At 65.8% G+C, this 18,663-nt stretch carries 16 protein-coding genes; 7 read left to right on the plus strand and 9 right to left on the minus strand.

What is annotated here, in order from left to right:
- Positions 1-133 precede the first annotated feature (133 nt).
- Both F2Q65_RS18035 and F2Q65_RS18040 read right to left on the minus strand, forming a co-directional pair.
- The gene (locus F2Q65_RS18035) at positions 134-2,683 is read right to left on the minus strand and encodes a sensor domain-containing protein (RefSeq protein WP_170265807.1); all 2,550 of its coding nucleotides are present in this window, start codon (positions 2,681-2,683) and stop codon (positions 134-136) included.
- Between the two features lie 514 nt (positions 2,684-3,197).
- On the minus strand, positions 3,198-3,857 hold the full coding sequence (locus tag F2Q65_RS18040; RefSeq protein ID WP_150094799.1) for a response regulator transcription factor: 660 nt from the start codon (positions 3,855-3,857) through the stop codon (positions 3,198-3,200).
- 114 nt (positions 3,858-3,971) lie between these two features.
- Here F2Q65_RS18040 and F2Q65_RS18045 point away from each other — a divergent pair, with 114 nt between their 5' ends.
- Positions 3,972-6,566 carry a 7TM diverse intracellular signaling domain-containing protein gene (locus F2Q65_RS18045; protein WP_170265808.1) on the plus strand — a complete coding sequence of 865 codons (2,595 nt, stop codon included), beginning with the start codon at positions 3,972-3,974 and terminating at the stop codon, positions 6,564-6,566.
- Here the strand turns inward: F2Q65_RS18045 and rfaH are convergent.
- From rfaH to F2Q65_RS18075, 5 genes are all read right to left on the minus strand, one after another.
- Positions 6,495-7,193: a transcription/translation regulatory transformer protein RfaH gene (gene rfaH / locus F2Q65_RS18050; RefSeq protein WP_246156353.1), complete on the minus strand. Its 699-nt coding sequence runs from the start codon at positions 7,191-7,193 to the stop codon at positions 6,495-6,497. The two genes, F2Q65_RS18045 and rfaH, sit on opposite strands and share 72 nt — an antisense overlap.
- The gene (locus F2Q65_RS18055) at positions 7,190-8,293 is read right to left on the minus strand and encodes an undecaprenyl-phosphate alpha-N-acetylglucosaminyl 1-phosphate transferase (RefSeq protein WP_246156354.1); all 1,104 of its coding nucleotides are present in this window, start codon (positions 8,291-8,293) and stop codon (positions 7,190-7,192) included. Before F2Q65_RS18055 ends, rfaH begins: the two co-directional genes overlap by 4 nt.
- A 675-nt stretch (positions 8,294-8,968) precedes the next feature.
- Entirely contained in the window at positions 8,969-9,616 is a 648-nt protein-coding gene (locus tag F2Q65_RS18065; protein WP_246156355.1) for an ABC transporter ATP-binding protein, read from the minus strand.
- On the minus strand, positions 9,604-10,101 hold the full coding sequence (locus tag F2Q65_RS20100) for an ABC transporter permease (protein ID WP_246156356.1): 498 nt from the start codon (positions 10,099-10,101) through the stop codon (positions 9,604-9,606). The genes F2Q65_RS18065 and F2Q65_RS20100 overlap by 13 nt, the downstream gene beginning before the upstream one ends.
- A gap of 111 nt (positions 10,102-10,212) precedes the next feature.
- Positions 10,213-10,620: a hypothetical protein gene (locus F2Q65_RS18075; RefSeq protein ID WP_150094803.1), complete on the minus strand. Its 408-nt coding sequence runs from the start codon at positions 10,618-10,620 to the stop codon at positions 10,213-10,215.
- A 214-nt stretch (positions 10,621-10,834) separates the two neighbouring features.
- Between F2Q65_RS18075 and F2Q65_RS18080 the strand changes: the two genes are divergently transcribed.
- On the plus strand, positions 10,835-11,620 hold the full coding sequence (locus tag F2Q65_RS18080; RefSeq protein WP_150094804.1) for an SDR family oxidoreductase: 786 nt from the start codon (positions 10,835-10,837) through the stop codon (positions 11,618-11,620).
- 169 nt (positions 11,621-11,789) lie between these two features.
- Entirely contained in the window at positions 11,790-12,260 is a 471-nt protein-coding gene (locus tag F2Q65_RS18085) for a hypothetical protein (RefSeq protein WP_150094805.1), read from the plus strand.
- 330 nt (positions 12,261-12,590) lie between these two features.
- On the opposite strand, the gene tssD is transcribed toward F2Q65_RS18085, so the two are convergent.
- Positions 12,591-13,088: a type VI secretion system tube protein TssD gene (gene tssD / locus F2Q65_RS18090; protein ID WP_150094806.1), complete on the minus strand. Its 498-nt coding sequence runs from the start codon at positions 13,086-13,088 to the stop codon at positions 12,591-12,593.
- Positions 13,089-13,336: 248 nt separating this feature from the next.
- Between tssD and F2Q65_RS18095 the strand changes: the two genes are divergently transcribed.
- Positions 13,337-13,864, plus strand: coding sequence for an MOSC domain-containing protein (locus F2Q65_RS18095; RefSeq protein ID WP_150094807.1), 528 nt, complete (start codon positions 13,337-13,339; stop codon positions 13,862-13,864).
- A gap of 132 nt (positions 13,865-13,996) precedes the next feature.
- Here F2Q65_RS18095 and F2Q65_RS18100 read toward each other — a convergent pair whose 3' ends face one another.
- Positions 13,997-14,680 carry a CBS domain-containing protein gene (locus tag F2Q65_RS18100; RefSeq protein WP_150094808.1) on the minus strand — a complete coding sequence of 228 codons (684 nt, stop codon included), beginning with the start codon at positions 14,678-14,680 and terminating at the stop codon, positions 13,997-13,999.
- Between the two features lie 4 nt (positions 14,681-14,684).
- Between F2Q65_RS18100 and F2Q65_RS18105 the strand changes: the two genes are divergently transcribed.
- From F2Q65_RS18105 to F2Q65_RS18115, 3 genes are all read left to right on the plus strand, one after another.
- On the plus strand, positions 14,685-15,689 hold the full coding sequence (locus F2Q65_RS18105; protein ID WP_150094809.1) for an ABC transporter substrate-binding protein: 1,005 nt from the start codon (positions 14,685-14,687) through the stop codon (positions 15,687-15,689).
- 86 nt (positions 15,690-15,775) lie between these two features.
- On the plus strand, positions 15,776-17,680 hold the full coding sequence (locus tag F2Q65_RS18110; RefSeq protein WP_246156357.1) for a SpoIIE family protein phosphatase: 1,905 nt from the start codon (positions 15,776-15,778) through the stop codon (positions 17,678-17,680).
- A 234-nt stretch (positions 17,681-17,914) separates the two neighbouring features.
- Positions 17,915-18,265 carry a hypothetical protein gene (locus tag F2Q65_RS18115; protein ID WP_150094811.1) on the plus strand — a complete coding sequence of 117 codons (351 nt, stop codon included), beginning with the start codon at positions 17,915-17,917 and terminating at the stop codon, positions 18,263-18,265.
- The last annotated feature ends 398 nt before the right edge of the window (positions 18,266-18,663 follow it).

An 18,663-nucleotide genomic window follows, 5' to 3' on the forward strand; every position in this document is an offset into this window, starting at 1 on the left:
CCGCCACAGGCCACAACGGCGGATGCGCTTCGCTTATCCGCCCTACAGTGTTCACCTTGTTTTGGGCGCGTTCCTAACCTCCTTCCTCAGGCTAACCTGGACGCTCAGTGTGGCGTGGATTCCCTATCCGTGATCAGGCCTGAGCCGTGTTGTCGCGTGCCTGCAGCCAGCGCTCCAGCTCGGGCGCCGGCATGGGCCGGGCATAGAGGTAGCCCTGCACCGCGTCGCAACCCATGCCCTGCAGCTGCGCTGCGATGGCAAGCGTCTCTACCCCTTCGGCGATGATGCGCAGACCCAGGCTGCGTGCCATCTGGATGATGGCCGCCACGATGGCCCGGCTGCCGTCATCGCTCTGTAGATCGCTGACAAAGGAGCGGTCGATCTTGAGCCTGTCGATGTGAAAGCGCTTCAGATAGGCGAAGCTCGCATAGCCAGTGCCAAAATCGTCGATGGCCAGTCCGATGCCCTGGCATTTCCACTGCGCCAGTGTCTCGCGCAGCGCAGCGTCCTCTTGCAGCACGATGGATTCGGTGAGCTCCAGTTCCAGGCCCTGCGGCGCGAGGCCGCTGTTGGCGAGCGCCGCCGCGACGGTCTCGACCAGCTGGCCGTGCTGAAACTGCACCGCCGAGAGGTTGACGGACATGACCAGGCTCGGCCAGCCCGCGGCCCGCCAGGCGGCGGCCTGACGGCAGGCCTGCTCGAGCACCCAGGCGCCGATGGGCTCGATCAGGCCGCTGTCTTCGGCGACATCGATGAACGCATCGGGCAGGACCAGCCCCACCCCGGGCCGTTGCCAGCGCAGCAGGGCCTCGACGCCGATGACCGCGCCGGTGCGCAGATCGAGCTGCGGTTGGTAATGCAGCTCGAAGGCCTGTTGTTGCAGGGCCAGGGCGAGCGCCTCGCGGGTCTGCACGAAGCGCATCAGCGCGGCATTCATCTGCGCCTCGAAGCAACGGAACCGGTTCCGGCCGCTGCGCTCGGCCTCACGCAGGGCGATGCTGGCATTGAGCAGCAGCGCCTCGGCGTCGGCACCGTGCTGCGGGTAGAGGGCGACGCCGAGCGAGGCCGTGGCGCTGAGGGACCGGCCTGCGAGGTCGAAGGGGGCGGAGAGGGCCTGCAGCAGTCGCTCACAGACCCCTATCGCCTCGGCCTCGGCCTGCGCCGGAGCGAGGTCCGGCAGGACGATCAGGAACTCGTCGCCGGCCAGGCGCGAGAGGTGCCCTGGACTGGGCAACTGTCGGCGCAGACGCTCGGCCACCGCCTGCAGCAGGGCATCGCCGATGGCCTGTCCGTGCGCGTCGTTGACGTGCCTGAACCTGTCCAGGTCGAGCAGCAGCACCGCCAGGCCACGCTGGCGGTCGGCGGCGGCCACCAACGCCTGCGCCAGCTGGTCGCGTCCCAGGACCCGGTTCGGCAGACCGGTCAGGGGGTCGTGATAGGCCAGGAACGCGATGCGCTCCTGGGCCTTGATCTGCTCGCTGATGTCGCGGCAGATGGCAAGCATGGCGGGCACACCGCCATAGTGGATCTTGGTGGCACGCGCATCCACGGGAAAGCGGCGCCCGTGGGCGTCGCGATGCTCGGCCTGGAACTGGGCTTGGCCCTGCTGCGCGAGCTGGGCGATGCGCGCCGGGGCGTTGATGCTGTCCTCGGGGGTATCGAGATCGCGGAGGTGGCGGGCAAGGAAATCGGCATGCGACCAGCCGTAGTGCCGGCAGGCCTGGTCATTGACCGCGAGGAAGCGGCCCTGCAGATCGATGATGAAGATGGGGTCTGCGGCGCTGTTGAAGAGCATGCGGTACTGCTCTTCGCTGGCCTGAAGCGCCGCGCTCGCGGCGCGGATCTCGGCGGTGCGCGCCTGCACCTGGCGCTCGAGATCGGCGCTCAAGGCACGATAGCGCTGCTCGCTGTCGCGCAGCTTCTGCTCCGCGCGCGTGCGCTCGGTGATGTCGAGCATCACGGTCAGCAGGTAGGCGCGGCCCTGGCTGCGGATCAGCTCGCCGGAGAAGAGGCCGTCGAGGAGCGCCCCATCCTTGCAGCGGACCTTGAGCTCTTCGTTGCTGATGCGCTCGCCTGCGATGAGCTGCTGCACCAGGCGCTGCTGCCTGGCCCGGTCGGGAAAGAGGTCGAGGTCCGCGGCACGCTGACCGAGGACCTCTTCGCGGCGATAGCCGAGCCGCTCCAGGAAGGCCTGGTTGACATCCGCAAAACGTCGTTCGGGCAGGCTGGTCAGGGCCATCGGGGCCGGGTTGTGATGGAACAGCCGCTCGAAGCGCTGCTTCGCCTCTTGCTCGGCGCTCAGGTTCTTGATGAGGGAGTAGATGCAGTCGGTGCCGTTCCAGCGGCCCGGCCAGACACGGGTCTCCACGGGCACGAGGGCGCCGTCCTTGGCGATCAGGGGCAGCGGACAGAGCTGACGCTCGCCGCGCAGCATGGCGGCAAAGATGTCTCGGGCCTCGGCGCGCACCTCCGGGGGATGCAGATCGAGCACCTGCAGCTGGCTCAGCTCGGCGCGGCTGTAGCCAAGGATGCGCTGGCAGGCCTGGTTGGCATACAGGATGTGGCCCGCGGGGGCGACCACCAGGATGATGTCGCCGACGGTCTCGAAGAAGGTCTGAAAGTTGGCGGCGAGCTCGCGCAGCGCCTGCTCGGGGCGTTCGCTCTCGGCCAAGTCGATTGTCAATGCCTCCAAATGCCTGCCCTCTTCGTCGCTCGAGAACCCTGCTCACCGATCAGTTTACCCGCCGCCACCCCTTGGGTCTGAGGTGGATCGCAGCGTATCCCCGATGAAGGTCGGTCCAGTCACGGCTACGCGACCCGGCAATCGCGCAGCGGCAGCGATGTCTACGAGCACTGCAACGCAGCCATCCGGGCACTTCCGCGGCGAGACACATGTCAATTACCAGAAAACAGCAAAACGGAAGCCATTCTTGGGAAAACTGACATTTCCTGACAGAGGCTGATAGGTTTTGTGGGCTATCGTACCACGCCCTGTCACTGCTGAAGGACGTCCTCGGCAAGGGCCTGGCTGCGGATCCGCACCTCTGTGTGAGCCCATGCACATCGATGGCCGGCCAACAGCGCCCGGGCTCGCCACGATGGCTCAGCTACGCGTGGGCCTCAGGCTGCACCGGATGCCAAGGAGGGCTGATGACCGCGAGGCAGGCATTGGGCATTGGGTCCTTGCCCCTGACCGGTTAGACCGCTTGCATGCTCTCGGTCAGGCTATACCCCTTCCCGCGCTCGGTCTTCACGGGCAGCGGCTGATCAACGCCCTCCTCGCAGCGACGACGTAAGCGACTGACAAGCTGCTCGAGTCGCCGCTCATCGTAGGTCAGCCAGTCATGGCCGAGCGCCTCGATAAGCGACCGACGACTGACAGATGCGCCCCGCGCGCGTGCGAGCGTGCGCAGAAAGACCAGCTCGGCAGCGGACAGCGCGATGACGCTGCCGCTGGGGCTCGCCAGCTCATGGCGCTGGGCATCGAGCCGCCACCCCTCACCCAGGCGGCGGGCAAGCGAGTCGATCACGGCCGCAAGCTCCAACAGCTTGATGGGCTTGAGCAGGTAATGATCGGCGCCGCCGCCGAGCCCGGTCAGCTTGTCGTCAAGACTGCCGCGCGCGGTGAGGACGATGATGCCGGCGCGTGGCGACAGCGCCCGCAGCTGCTGCACCGCCTCGAAGCCGCTGCCGTCCGGCAGCATGACGTCGATGATCGCGATCCCCGTCTGCGCCATCAGCGGCCAGAAATCTGCCAGGCGCCAGGCCTGCTGCACCGCATGTCCACGCTTGCGCAGAAAGGCCGCCATCTCATCGCACAGCGTCGGCTCATCCTCGAGCAATGTGATCCTGCTCATCAGGTGTCATCCGATCTGGGTTTGGTGGACTCGATATTGAGTCCGACGGCAGAATGGTAACAAGACCACTGGCGTTTTTAGCTGACCAAGCCTGACCACCAACGAATGTCTGCAATGCAACGGATACGGAAGCTCTTGCGTCGCTGGATCCGCCCCGTCCGCGACGGCCTGAGCCGACGCTCGCCCTTTTTCGCTCAGGCCAGTGTGGGTCGGCGCAGGCAGCGCTGGCCGAACTGCTCTCTGCTGCTCTGGCTGTGCGTGCTGGTTTGGCCCCTGTCGTCGTCGGCTGAGGTGTCGATCGATACCGCGGTGATCGAGGACGTGATCGCACTTGGTGATCTTGCTGAGGTCTTCGCGGATAGCTCTGGGGAACTTGGGCCAGAGGCCGTCCTGGCGTTGCCGCAGGAGCGCTGGCAGACGCATCCCGAGTCCGTGCTGCGTTTCGGGCATTCGAGCGCGGCCTGGTGGGTGCGTCTGGCACTGCACAACAGCAGCCAGCAGCCGCAGGACCTGGTGCTGACGGTCGGTCTCCCGCGCCTCGATCACGTCGACTTCGCGCTTATTGGTGATACGGGAATACTGGCGCGCTACGAGACCGGCGACCAACGCCCGTTCGCTCAGCGCCCGCTCAACACGCGCGCCCCAGCCGTGCTGCTGGTCCTGGCCGGAGGTCAATCGCGTCAGGTGCTGATCCGCCTCGCGAGTGAAGATGGCATCTACGCACCGCAGCCGATTCAACTTTGGACGCACGCGGCGTTCGAGCGACATCTTCAAGCCGACAACTTGGTCTGGGGTGCGTATTACGGCCTGCTGCTGGCGCTCTTCGTCTATCACTTGATCTTTTTCTATACCTCGCGCGACTGGACCTTCGTCTACTACAGCCTGTATTTGGCCGCGTTCGGCCTCTGGAGCCTCGGCTTCCTGAGTGGCTTCGGCTTTCAGTGGCTTTGGCCTGAGCGACCAGGCTGGAACCCGCCATTCGACATCCTGCTGCCGGCCTTGGCGCATCTCCCGGCGACGGCCTTCGTCACCCGCTATCTCCAGACCCGGCGTCAGATGCCGCGTTGTCATTGGGGGCTCATCGCTTTGACCCTGGCGGTGCAGGTGCCTGCCCTTGCGCTGGTGTTGGCAGCGCCGGTGCCGAGCATCTCGACGACCCTGATCGCACTGGCGAGCAACGCCTTCGTCATCCTCAACGCCGGACTCCTGCTCGGCTATCTGCTGACGGGCCTGCTGGCCTGGCAGCAGGGCTTTCGGCCCGCCCGCTTCTTCGTGCTGGCCTGGACCTTTCCCTTCCTCGGTGGACTCGTTCACCACCTGGTGCGTCTGCCCGATGGCTTGCCCGTCACTCTGGTCACGACCAACAGCATCGTCATCGGCTCGACGCTTCAGTTCCTCTTCCTCGCCCTCGCCCTCAGTGAGCGTCTGCGGGACGCCGATGCCCGGGTTCGCGCGAGCGAGCTTCGCCTGCAGAGCGCCAATGCCGAGCAGCGGGCCACGCTGGACGCCGCCACGGTCGGCATCGCCTTTGCCAAAAAGCGCATCATCCAGCGCTGCAACCGCACCTTCGAGCAGTTGTTTGGCTACGCGCCGGGCGAGTTGATCGGCCGCAGCACGCGCTGCCTGTATGCCGACAGCAGCGCTTTCGAGGCCGTTGGCACGCGCTTCCGACGCGGCATCGAGCAGGAGGGTGGCTATATCGAAGAGGTCGAACTGACCCGCAAAGACAAGAGCCGCTGTTGGATCCGTCTATCGACGGCTCCGATCGACCCTGAGGATCTGAGCAAAGGCCTGGTCGGCACCTTCCAAGACGTCACTGCCGAGCGCGAGGCCATGGCGCAGCTGCACGCGCTCAATACCGAGCTAGAGCAAAAGGTGCGGGATCGCACACGGCAATTAACGCAGGCCTTAGAACGCGCGGAGCTCGCGCTGGCTCGAGAAGAACGGGCGCGCGAAGAGCAGCGGTTATTCCTGCAGACGGTCTCGCACGAGCTTCGCACGCCCGTCTCCGTGATCGACTTGACGGCGCAAAACCTCGTCTTCGACGCCGAGGAGGCCGACGCCCAGACCCGCACCCGCTACGAGAAGATCCTCCAGGCCACGCAGCGATTGAGCACGCTGCTCGACGGTGCATTGGCCGATGAGCGGTTTTCGTTGATCCACGAGGCAGCGCAGCGGGTGCCTTGCGACCTGCGCGCCCTGCTCGAGGATGCCGCCGCGGCGGCACGCCTGTTGTCCGCAGGTCATGACATCCGGTTGCGCCTGGACGACCTGCCCCGGCAGGTGGACTGCGATCCTCAGCTGACGGGGCTGGCCCTGCGGAACCTGACGGACAATGCCGTGAAATACACCCCACCGGGGAGCCGGGTGCTGCTGCACGCCTGGCACGCGGGTCGGCGTGGGAGCGATCCGATCTGCATCGAGGTCGCCGATGATGGCGACGGGCTTGCGCCGGACGAGCTAGCGGCACTCTTCGAGCCGCGGTTTCGCGGGCGCAATGCGGGCGATCAGCCGGGTATGGGGATGGGGTTGCCGCTGACCCGGCGCATGATCGAGGCACAGGGCGGGACAGTGACGGCAGACTGCGCGCCGGCACGGGGCTGTCGCTTCAGGATCTGGCTGCCCGGCACGTGCGCATCAGGCGACGCGCCGGATGTCCCCCAAAGGGAGCTTGACCCTGACCTGACGCCGCAACAGCTCGATCAGTAACAGCACGCGCTGCTCACCGTCATAGGCCTGGAAGATCGCGTCCAGGCCACGAAAAGGTCCGTCCTCGATCACGACCGCCTCGCCCGGGCACAGCGCCGGTGGGCTTGGGATCTGGCCGATCCGGCAGCGCAGTTGCTCGATCAGCGCGTCGGGGACGGGGGCAGGCTCTGCGCCGAAGCTGACCAGACGCGCAACGCCACGCGTAGAGCGCAAGGGGTACCAGTTGTCGACCCAGCGTTGCAGCCGCACGAACAGATAGTTTGGAAACAGCGAGGCTTCGACCTGGCAACGACGTCCGCGACGCAGGCGCTCGACCCGCAGACGCGGATGGAAGACCTGATAACCTTGCTGGCCAAGATTCCACTCGGCGCGCTCAGCTTGCCGCGGACGCGTCTGAACGAGATACCAGCGCGGCTCGCACAGGGTCTCTGGGGACGGGGCGTCGTGCAGGTCTGCTGCAACCGTCGGCGGCGCGCCCCGTTCAGGTGCCGGAGCGGATAAGGAAAGAGCGCCCCCTTGCGCCGCGGGGCTCCGCTGGCGGTGGTCGGGATCACCGCAGGGAGTGGGGGCAGTCCCCTGGACCCGGACGTGGGGTGGCCGGGACGGCTTGGGGGAAACCGGCCTCACTGCAGCACCGGCTCTGGCTGTTGCACGGCCATCGGCGAGCACGCTGCGCGGCGACGCCGCATAAGCCGACGATACGCCCGGGGGGCCAAGGGCTGGGCAGCGAGGTGGACCAGAAAGATGCCGAGCGCCATCCCGAGCAGCACTGCGGGGGCCACCCCCAAGGCCTGCCCTACCAGTCCGATGCCGGCAAAGAGCGCCGCGGCCGACAAGAGCACCACGAGAGCGCGTTGGGTGCTGCCGAAGACGCGGGAGAGCTGATGATGCAAATGCCCACGGTCGGCCCCGAAGGGCGAGCGACGTTTCAGCAGCCGCTTTGCAATGACCCCAAGTGCATCCAGGAGCGGGATGGCGATGAGCCAGATCGCCGCTGCCGGCTCGAGGGCGCTCGGTGCCTGGACCGAGCCAATCGGTGCCTGGACCGCGCCAATCAGCATCCAGGTCACCAGGTAGCCCAGGAGCAGACTTCCGGCATCGCCCAGGAAGAGCTTGTAACGCCTGCAGCCGAACAGTCCGAGATTGCACAGCAGATAGGGGACGATGGCCGCGATGGCGGGCAGGAGCACGACCTCGGTCCCCGTCCCGGACGACAGCGGCAGTAGCGCCAGGAGGGCGATCAGCGCCACGCCGCCGGCCAGACCGTCGATGCCGTCAATCATATTGAAGGCGTTGATCAGCCCAACCGTCGCGAAGACGGTGAAGGGAACGGCGAAGACGCCGAGCGCAAGCGGCCCGAGGCCGAAGAGATCGCCAAGCGAGGTCAGCTGCACCCCGGCGCCGAGCGTCAGCAGCAAGGCCGCGACCACTTGCGCGAGCATGCGCGGCTTCCAGCCAAGCCCGTGGCGGTCGTCGAGCCCCCCGACCACCACCAGCACCGCCGCACCGCCGAGCCCAAACGCGAGCCGATGATCGATCTGAACCGTCAGCAGCAGTGCGAGCAAGAGCGCGAGGAAGATGGCGATCCCACCGACCAAGGGCGTGGGCTGGCGATGCTGCTTGCGCCGCTCGGTGGGGTGGTCGAGCAGACCGAAGCGCGCGGCCAGGGGGTGGAGCGTGCGCAAGAGCGCATAGCTTGCCATCAACGCTGCCATGAATGCCATCATCTCACTGCCTCCCGTTGTGCATGGCGACCACGGTCTGACTTGTACGCATGACCTCGGCCGCGCCGATTCACGGCACCTCCGGCCGATGCGCTTGCGGTCGCGCCCGGATGCAGAGGGCAGGCGCGACACCGGCGGCCAGCGCTCGGCGGCATCGACACTCCCCCAGGCGTGGACGGTCGCAGGCCATGCGCGCCAGCGCCTGACGAGATCGGACGGTAGTCTAGATGCGCCTGCAGCACGTTAGCTGACAAATGCTGACACACTACAGACATCGGCTTCTGTGGCTACAGGCTGAGTCAAGGCGGAGGTCTGCTGACGCATCCCGGGCGGGGCGCGGGCCGCGGCATGCGCGCTGCAATGGGTGCGGTCGCAACGCTCGCCGCGCTCAGGTGTCGGAGTCCGCGCCCAGGTAGAGCCCGCAGCGGACGGCATGGGCGGCGGCTCGGCCGCAGCGGCAGGGCGCAGAGGCTCAGGCCGGGGCAGGTGTTCTCCACATTGCAGCCGGTATGGATGTCGCCCTCGGCGCTTAAGACCGCGGCGCTGACCGGAAACCGGCTATAGGGGCAATAGGCCTGTGCCGCAGCCCGTTTTGCCACCGCGATGAGCTGCCGCAGTACGCTATCGGGCAGTGTCTGAGCGCTGTACATGGCTCAATGCCTTGGAGCGCTCAAGGACTCAGGTAGACATGTGCCCTTCGCCGAGCTCCTCATGGATGCGCCCGTCGCGGATGTGATAGATCCGTTCAAAGGTTGGAATGATCTTCTCGTCGTGTGTCACCACGATCACCGCGGTCCGATACTCCCTGGCCATGCGGTTGAGGATGCCGATGGCGCCGAGGGCGCGCTCGCTGTCGAGCGGCGCGGTGGGCTCGTCGGCCAGGATCACCGGCGGCCGACTCACGAGGGCGCGCGCGATGGCCACGCGTTGTTGCTCACCACCGGAGAGCTGGCTCGGCATGGCCTGGGCGCGATGCCCAACGTCCAGGGCTTCGAGCAGCTCGCGCGCCCGCGCGCGGGCATCGGCGTTGGCGTGCCCGGCCAGCATCGGCAACAGCGCCACGTTGTCCGTCACATTCAGAAATGGAATCAGATGGGGCGCCTGGAACACGAACCCGATGCGGTCCCGCCGCAGCACGCGCAGGTCGGGGATGCGCCAGCCCTCGTCATAGATGACGCGCCCGCCCAGGGTCATGCGCCCGCCGCTGGGCTCGGTCACGGCGCCCAGGCACTTGAGCAAGGTGCTCTTGCCCGAGCCCGAGGGACCGACCAGGCCAACCACCTCGCCCGCCGCGACCGCGATGTCCGCGCCCTTCAGTGCATCCACTGCCGTCTCCCCGCGCCCGTAACGCTGAACATAAAGATCTGCCGTGCAGAGGTGGCAATGAGCTTGGCCTGGAGGATCTCGTTCATCTCTGCACGGGTATAGACGCCAAGCCTCTTCCAACGGCGGATGTCCGCGGCGACGCGGTCTGGGTCGGCGCCCGCGTCCAGACGCACCAGGACCGCGTTGACAGAGGTGCTCTGGGTCTGGGCAGCGAGCGCGGCCTCGAGCACCTCGGGCTGGCCGGGACGGTTGAAGAGCGGATTTTCAGCGGTCCGACGGCGTTGCTGGATGATGGCGTCGTTGTCCTTGAGGAATTGCGCCTCCTGGGCATCCTTGAGCGGGATGAAGACCATGGGGTCACCGCCCGAGGAGACGTTGCGGCGGGTGAGCCCGACCACCCGGTAGAGATGGCGACGGATGCGGACCTGAGTGAAGACATACTTGCCCCAGCTGTGCAGGATGTCGCGTCCGGCGAGGCTGATCATCGAAGCACGCCGGGGATGGCTTCGACGATCTTCACCGACCGGCCAGGCCGCAGCGGCGCCTGACTGTATAGGACTCGACCCCTGCGCCGCAGGCGCTGCAGAGTGCGTCGGTCATCGCCCCTCCCCTCCCGTGCGCAAGGACACGGCAAGGATGCTGTACTGCTCGCCGTCGTCGCGGATCTCGGCATGCACGATGGGCTTTTTCACCGGCCCGAAGCGGTGTATCTTCTGTTTGATCAGCGACTCCATGTCCCGGCGCAGAACGCCGACGTCCTGCACGCCCGGGTTCGCCACCCGATACGGCTCAAGGACGCGTTGCAGTGCCTTGCGGCGCTCATGCTTGGGGAGATTGGCGATGTTCCAGGCCGCGCAGGCGGCATTCAGCCGGCTTTGCCGTTGCTCCAGCGACGCGCCCGAGTCGATGAAGTCGCCGGCAAACTCGATGATCATCTCAGAGAGCTTTACGCTGGATGTCCTGCGGTCTCGATTGGAATCACAACGAACGAAGGCGCGCGCCATGCCCCCACGCAAGACCCAGGCGTGCGACGGGGCCGTCCGTTGCACGAAGCATCCTCTGGGAAGCCTGCTGGCGCTGGCGCAGATACTCTGTTGGCCGGTCTGCAAAGCGGCGGGACGTAAGCATACCCTGCCGCTCGCTCGGGTCGGAAAGCCGGCCGCTGGCCGTGCCGCGTGACCGGCGCGGGTGCTATCGCTTCGAGGAGGCTTGTTGACGATGACGCAGAGACAGGCGCCATACCCACTCGCCCTGATCACCGGCGGCGCGCAAGGCATCGGGCGCGCCCTGGCGCAGGCGTTCCTGGCCGAGGGCTGGCGGGTGGTGGTGCTCGATCGCGATGCCGAGGCCCTCGCCGAGCTGACGGCCGAGCTGGCGAGCCCTGCGCTGCTCGCGCTGGAGGCAGACGTGGGCGAGGAGGCGACGGTCTGCGCGGCCTTCGACGCGCTTGCGGCATGGCAGGCGGGGCAGCCCGCCGGGCTGGATCTGCTGGTCAACAACGCTGGGATTGCCGACCCCGTGAGCGGGCCACTGGAGGACCTCACGCTCACGGCCTGGCGGCGTTGGCTGGACAGTCACCTCACCGGCGCCTTTCTCTGCACCCGCGCGGCCATCCCCGGGCTGCGCGCGCGCCGCGGCGCCATCGTCAACATCGCCTCGACGCGCGCCCTGCAGTCGGAGCCCCAGTGTGAGGCCTATGCCGCGGCCAAGGGCGGTCTGCTCGCCTTCACCCATGCCCTGGCCATCAGTCTCGGGCCGGAGATCCGCGTCAATGCCGTCAGCCCAGGCTGGATCGAGACGGGACCGCTGCAGAAGTCCGCGCAGCGGCGCACCCCAGCGCACCGCCCGCTCGATCAGGCCCAGCACGCCGTCGGGCGCGTCGGCGAGCCGGCCGACATCGTCGCGGCGGTGCGTTTCCTCGCCAGCGCACAGGCCGGGTTCATCACCGGCCAGAACCTGGTCGTCGACGGGGGTATGACACGGACGATGATCTATGCGGAGTGAGTAAGAGCGCGCTGCACCACCACACCCCACGGCCCTGGTTAAGCGCATGACAATGCCTTCGCCACACCACTGTACAGCGCGTATCCGCGACCGGGTCTCGATTTTCACAACCGCTGAGCGCTGGTCTAGACTTTCTGGCACCGTCCCCTGTTCTGTCGGAGGTTGTGCCATGAAGACGTACCAAACCCTCACTGCAACACTGGCCCTGCTCGCGGCCACCACGGCTAGCGCCCAGGATGCCCTCGTCGTCAGCCTCAGCTCGCAGACCCTGGATGTCCCGGAAGGCGGACAGTTGGTTTGGGAGCTCAAGCTCAGCGAGCCCGCCCCCGCCGGTGGCCTGAGCGTGCTGATCGAGCTCACCGAGGACAGCGATCCGGCCCACGGCGACATCGACTACAACGTCGCTGGCGGGAAGGGGTTGGAGCAAGTCGAGGTCCTCAGGCGCGCCGATGGCACCATCGAGGGCCTGCGGCTGTCCATTGCGGCCGGCGCCGATGCGGCAGTCATGCTCTCCAATGTCATCGAGGATGATTTGCAGGAGGGTCCGGAGCCGGCGACCTGGACGCTCCTGGATGGCGAGGGTTACCGTGCCGATGCCTCGGCAAGCACGGTCACCTATCAGATATTCGACGCCGAGTAGAGACATGCTGCGGGCCGGTTGCATGACCGGCCCAGGCCCTGGTTGCGGAGGGTGGTGTGGCCCGCACCATGCGCCATGCTGCTTAGGCCTGGGGCGCAGCGCCGCCTGCCATCGCTCGCTCTGGATACGCGCATGATACGGTCCTGATCGCACTGCCTTTGGCTTCACCGAAGTGCCACAGGCCTGCGCCCTCGCGCCGGTGGCCGAGACCGCGCCGGAGAGGTGGGACTTCGCGCGTTGAATGCGCCTGTGCCGGCTAGCGTGAAGAGATTCAGGCGCGGTGCGTTCCTCCTGAAGCCCGCGCCAGTGAGCGGTCTTAGTCGCTGCAGTTCAGTCTACTGGCGACTCCCAGAGGTCTTCTGTAACTATTCCACTGAGCACGTCTTCCAGCGCGATCTTGTAGTAGACGAATTGCAACGTTTCCTGCGGGGCGCCTTCCTGTGATGTATCGCCGTTCAAAGCGAGATCGACGATGCGTGGTTGTGTCAGTGTGATCCTGAAATAGAGCTCTTGGGAACGCTTGTGGAGCACTCTGTGGAATGAGCACTCCATGCTCGTGAGTGTCTGATTGCTGACCGCCGCCTGGAACAAGAGAGGCGACAGTGCATCGAGCTTTTTTGTGATCGTCACAGGACGATGCTGGCGCTTGCCTGTTGGTAAACCGCTGCCCGGGTCGTAGTTTCCGATGATGCCGCCGGCGAAGGTCGCCACCGGGACCACTGCGTCCAGTGTCTCGCCCGTGATCCGGCATTGGATCTCCTCGCCAGAGGCCACCGAAACGGCCATCAGCAGGACGGTAGGGATAACTGTCGACATGTAACGGTTCATCTGCGTCTCCTCATCGTTTTATCGTGAGACACGGCTGTCCCTCGCGAACTCAGCGAGTAACCATAAGCTTAGACCTGGAAAAGCTGTGTGGTTGGATGAGACGTCGGCCTTGATCATCGGTCCCCTACAGTGTCAGCGCCGAATCTCTGGGTTGCCAAGTAACATCCTAATTTGACAGGCTTAAGCTCATTCTTGCGCGGGACTGCGCCGAAGCTGATGCTCGAATGCAAGGAGGTGACAAAATCGACATGAACGCATGGCGCCATCGACCCTTGCTCGAATGGCTTGGACGACGCATTGGCAGGCTCAGTCGACAGCAGCGGGAAGGCGAGCTGTCGGCGATCTTCATCTCGGCAGCCGCCGGGGCACTGATGCGGCCGTGTGATGAGGCGCTGGCCATCGTCGACAGGGGGCTGGCGGAGGATCGCTATGCACTGGGCCGCGGCTTTTGGCGGCTCACCGACGGGTGTCAGGTGACGCTGATCTATGCCGAGGATCTGCGGCGCGCGGAGCGCCGTCATGGTCTGTCGCTGAGCGCGGGGCAGCATCGGCGCAATCTGGTGGTGTCCGGTCTGGCAGGACTCGATCTGCGTGGTGTCAGCCTGCGCATTGGCGAGGCCCTGTTCGAGTGGCATCGGGTGCGCCCACCCTGCGGTTATCTCGACCGTGTCGCCGGCGCCGGGACCGCCAAGGCACTGGGCCGGCATGCGGGCCATTGCCTGCGCGTGCGCGAAGGCGGGCGCATCAAGCTTGGCGATCGCGTGACTCTAATCTAGGTTGGATTTCCTCTCCGTAGACCATCGACAGCGCTCGCGTGCGTACCGGTCCGCAGCCCCGCAGTGTGCTGACACACCTGGAGCGTTAGCCGCTATCGAGGTCGGCTCAGGCTCCCCTGAGCCAGCTTCTATTCAGAAGTCGTACAGGCTAAGGATGATCTCCGCACGGGTCACCTCGCCGACGACGCGCCCATCGGCAACAACAGGGAGCACCCCCACGTCTGCCGCGCTCATCAGCCGCAGGGCCTCCCGCGCGGTCTGTTCGGGCGCGATCGAGGCGGGCTGACGGCGCATCAGGGCACTGACCGGATGGTCCCAGGTGACCGCCTCCTTGACCTTGGCCAACTGATCCTCGCCGAAGCTCCCCAGCAGCCGTCCCTCCTCGTCGAGCACGAGCAATCCGCTACGTCGCGCCTGCTGCATTAGATCCGCCGCCGCACCAAGCCGGTCCTGTGGCGAGAGTGCCACGCGCACCGCGGACATGAGGTCGCGCACCCGCGCATAGGCCCCCTCGGCTCGCTCGATCAGCCCGCGAAGCTGCCCTGACACCTCCTCTGCCGGGGCCTTGACAATGGCCGACCCCGCACCGGGGTGTCCGCCACCGCCGAACTGGCGCACGAGGGCACCCACGTCGAATAGGCGCGGATTGCCCCTGCCGACGACAACGGTCTTGCGGGGCGCCAACGGAAACACGCCGAAGGCAACGTCAAGCCCCTGAATCTCCTTGAGCTTGCCCACGACGCGCGCGAGATTGTTGAGACCCTTGTCGGCCTCCTGGACGGAGATCCCGAAGCGCACGCCGTCCCCCGGTGTCATCTTTATGCTGGCCCTAGGACCCTTGTCAGCAGCGCAGGTCCAGACTGAGGCGCATTCCGGCCCCCTGGCCGCCCGGCCACCGGATGTCCTCCGCCTAGCGCTACAGTGGAGTCCGCAGAGTCAGTTCGCCGGCATCTACATGGCGCAACGCAAGGGGCTCTACGCCGATGCGGGCCTGCGGGTCGAGCTAATCCATGCCAATGCCGAGCGATCATCGCTGGATCTGCTGCATGGCGATGATGCCGATGTCGCGACCGCCTTTCTCGCCGATGCGATCGTGGCCGCGGCACCACCCGCAACGAGCCAGGCCGAGGCCATGGATCTCGTCCAGATCGCGCAACTGGTGCAGCATTCCAACCTCATGCTGCTGGCCTGGAAGGACTTAGGTATCCAAGGCCCTGAAGACCTAGACGGCCAGATGCTGAGCCATTGGCAGGGCGCCTTCTCGGCCAGCTTCGACGTCTTCTTCGCGGCCTACGACGTCGAGCCGGTCGTCATTCCACAGTATTACTCGGTGAATCTATTTCTAAAGCGGGGCGTGGCGGCCTGTGCGGCGATGCAATACAACGAGTACCACCGTATCTGGCAGGCCGGTGTCGACGACGAACGCCTCACCGGTTTCCTGATGCGCGACTATGGTCTCGGCTTTCCTGAAGACGGCCTCTACACCACGTCCGACTGGCTCGACCGACATGGTGAGCTCGCCCGAGCCATGCGCCGGGCGACGCTGGCGGGCTGGGAGTATGCCCGCGCGCATCCGGAAGAGACCCTCGACGTCGTGCTGGCAGAGGCCGCGGCAGCCGGCATCCCGGCCAATCGTCCGCATGAACGCTGGATGCTTGAGCACATACTGGCGTCGATACTGGGTACCGGCAATGCCCCCGAACCGCCCGGCGCCCTCAACCCCACCGTCTACACTCAAACGGTCGACACACTCGTGGCCGCCGGACTGATTGGGCTGGCACCGGACTTCTCCACCTTTACGCCGCTGGACGCGAGAACACAGTGAGCCAAGATCGCAGTCCTACCGATATGACCGCCGGCGCAACCGCCAGCCAGACACCCTGCACGCCAAGATCGCGCCTGCGCAATCGAATGCTCCTTTGGACCGCCGGCGTCGCCGGACTGATCCTTTGCGCCATCGTGCTCTGGAACTACTTCAACTTCCGCGAGCGCCTGTCCGCCGAGGCGCAAGACCGCGCTCGCTTTCTGGCCGCGGGCTCGGCCGACCAGATCGATGCCCGGCTCGGACCCTTGCAGGGCATCATCGAAGGCATGGCACTCACCCTCGGCATGCAGGCACTCGATTTACCAGAGTCGCGCGTACGGGCACTGCAGGAGGCACTGTTGCGCGCCAATCCTGAGGTTTACGGCACCGCCGTCGCAGTGCTGCCAGCGCTGCGCCCGGCGGATTGGACCGTCCTTTCGCCCTATGTCTACCGCGACGGTGATCGACTGGGCCATCAAGACCTTGGCGATGGCGACGCCGGCTACCTCGGCCAGGACTGGTTCGCCCTGCCGCACTACCTCGGGCGCGCCAACTGGAGCGAGCCCTACATCGAGAACACGGGCGTGAAGATGGTGACCTATTCAGCGCCCATCCTCATCCCCACGGCAGACGGACCGCTGTTCGCCGGCGTCGTCACCTGCGACATCGAGCTCGGCTGGCTGGACAGCATCATGGCCGAGCTGCCGCTGGGCGAGGCTGGCTATGGCGTGCTCTTGAGCAAGAACGGTACCTACATCTCGCATCCCCGCCCGGACATCGCCTTCAACGAGTCGGTCTTCAGCATCGCCGAGGCGCGCAACGACGCAGGGCTGCGTGGCGTCGGTCAAGCCATGGTCTCGGGCGAGCCAGGCTTGCTCTCGTGGATCAGTTGGGCGACTAACGACCCGAGCTGGCTCGCCTGGCATCCCCTCGACACCGCGGATTGGACCGTGGGCACGCTCGTGTCGAAGGCCGCGCTCAACAAGGAGATCCTTGAGCTCACCAAGGTTGAGGCGATGACCGGTCTCGGCGGATTGCTACTGCTCGTCATCTCGGTCTGGCTCGTGGCCCGATCCATTACCAGGCCCATCAGCGCCCTGAGCGCGGCGGCACCGCAGCTGTCGTCCGGCAACCTGGACACGGCCCTGCCAACCCCCCAAGGCGACGATGAGGTGGCACAGCTCACCACCGCCTTCGGCACCATGCGCGACAATCTTAAGCGCTACATCTCCGACCTGGCCGAGACCACGGCCGCGCGCGAGCGTATCAACGGCGAGCTGCGCATCGCCCACGACATCCAGATGGACCTGGTGCCCAAGACCTTTCCGCCCTTCCCCGATCGTCCGGACATGGACCTGTACGCCATCATGGAGCCAGCGCGTGAGGTCGGCGGCGACTTCTACGACTTCTTTCAGCTCGACGCCGACCGGCTGGTGCTGGCGATCGCTGACGTCTCGGGTAAGGGCGTGCCGGCGGCACTGTTCATGGCCGTGACGCGCAGCTTCCTGCGCTCCGAGTTCAAGGTCGATGCCGATCCCGGACGCGTCCTGCAGCGCGTGAATGATGAGCTGGCCGACGGCAATGATGCGTGCATGTTCGCGACCCTCTTTTGCGCCGTCATCCGCCTCGCCGACGGGCATGTCGACTATGCCAACGCAGGCCACAACCCGCCGCTGCGGCTGCAAACTGACGGCGAGATTGGCTGGATCGACAAGCCCTGTGGCACTGCACTGGGCCCTCTGCCAGACATGACCTACAGCACCGGCCACCTCATACTCCAGCCCGGCGAGGCGCTACTGCTCTATACCGATGGCGTCACCGAAGCCATGGACCCAAGCGGTGCTCTGTACGGCACGGGGCGCCTGGCGTCCCAGATGCAGGGCTGTAACGATCTGGGCTGCGAGCGCTGCCTGCACGCACTGCTTGCCGACATCCGCGAGCACGCCGCAGATGCCGATCAATCTGATGACATCACGATGGTCATGTTCAGACGCCTCGCGAGCCAGTCCTAGAGAATAAGTTTTTCAGGATGTACTAATATTAAGACTGCCAAGAGTCTCCGACCGGCCGCTACATCACCGTTCTTGGGGTCCGGTCACTGGTATACGGGGAGCAGACATCAAGCCTCGACAATGATTCTGGAGGGAGCTCGATAGGCGCGACCCAGGCCACGGCTCAACAGTGACGGGCCCGATGGACAAGGCGCCGATGGAGATTGGACCATGGGTCTTCGCAGGAGGTGTACGATGAAAAAGCGTTACGTACTTGCTGCCGCATTGCTTGGGACCTTGCTTCTGGCGGTCCCGCTACAGTCGCAGGCGTTCTTCGGATTCTTCGGTGGGGGTTTCAGCTTCGGCACGGGCTGGGGCGGCTGGGGCGGCCCTGGCTGGTGGGGGCCGGGCTGGCATCGGGGTGGGTACTATGGCCTGCCGTACTCCGGCTGGTATCGCCCCTATCGGGATCAGTTTTATTGGCGCCGCCTCTATCGTCGGTATGGGTGGCCATACTTCGACTATGGACTGCCACTGCCCTATGTGCGGTTGCCGTCCACTGAAGAGCCGGTCGCGATAACGCCTTCGGAGCCGAAGGAGAAGTAAACCGAGAAAGAGCAGCCAGCCATCAGCTGAAAGCCTTGCTTCACGGCCGATTTCCGGCCGGTTGCCTTTCACCCATCGGGTGATCGCCCGATCCGTGAAACAATCGGCCAAGCGCTTGATTGGGCGGCGCTGGCGGCTGGAGGCTGACTGCTCCATTTAGGGTAAACGGTTGCAGGCGTCCCGGGACCCGGCGGAGCTCGCGGGGTCCCCTTTTTAGCACTGTTCAAACACGGCCGGGCGGCGCAACAATCCCTCGCGCCCCCGATAGCTCGCACATCGAACTGCCGTTAAAACAGCTGCATGCTCTCAGCCTCACGGGTCAGCGCGTAGGGTGCGGTGAGGTACGAACCGCACCGTTGCCGGATGTGCCCGTGAAACATGGGTCATGGTGCGGTTCC

Origin of the sequence: Thiohalocapsa marina (genome assembly GCF_008632335.1) — a bacterium.
In the GTDB taxonomy this organism is placed as follows: Bacteria; Pseudomonadota; Gammaproteobacteria; order Chromatiales; family Chromatiaceae; genus Thiohalocapsa; species Thiohalocapsa marina.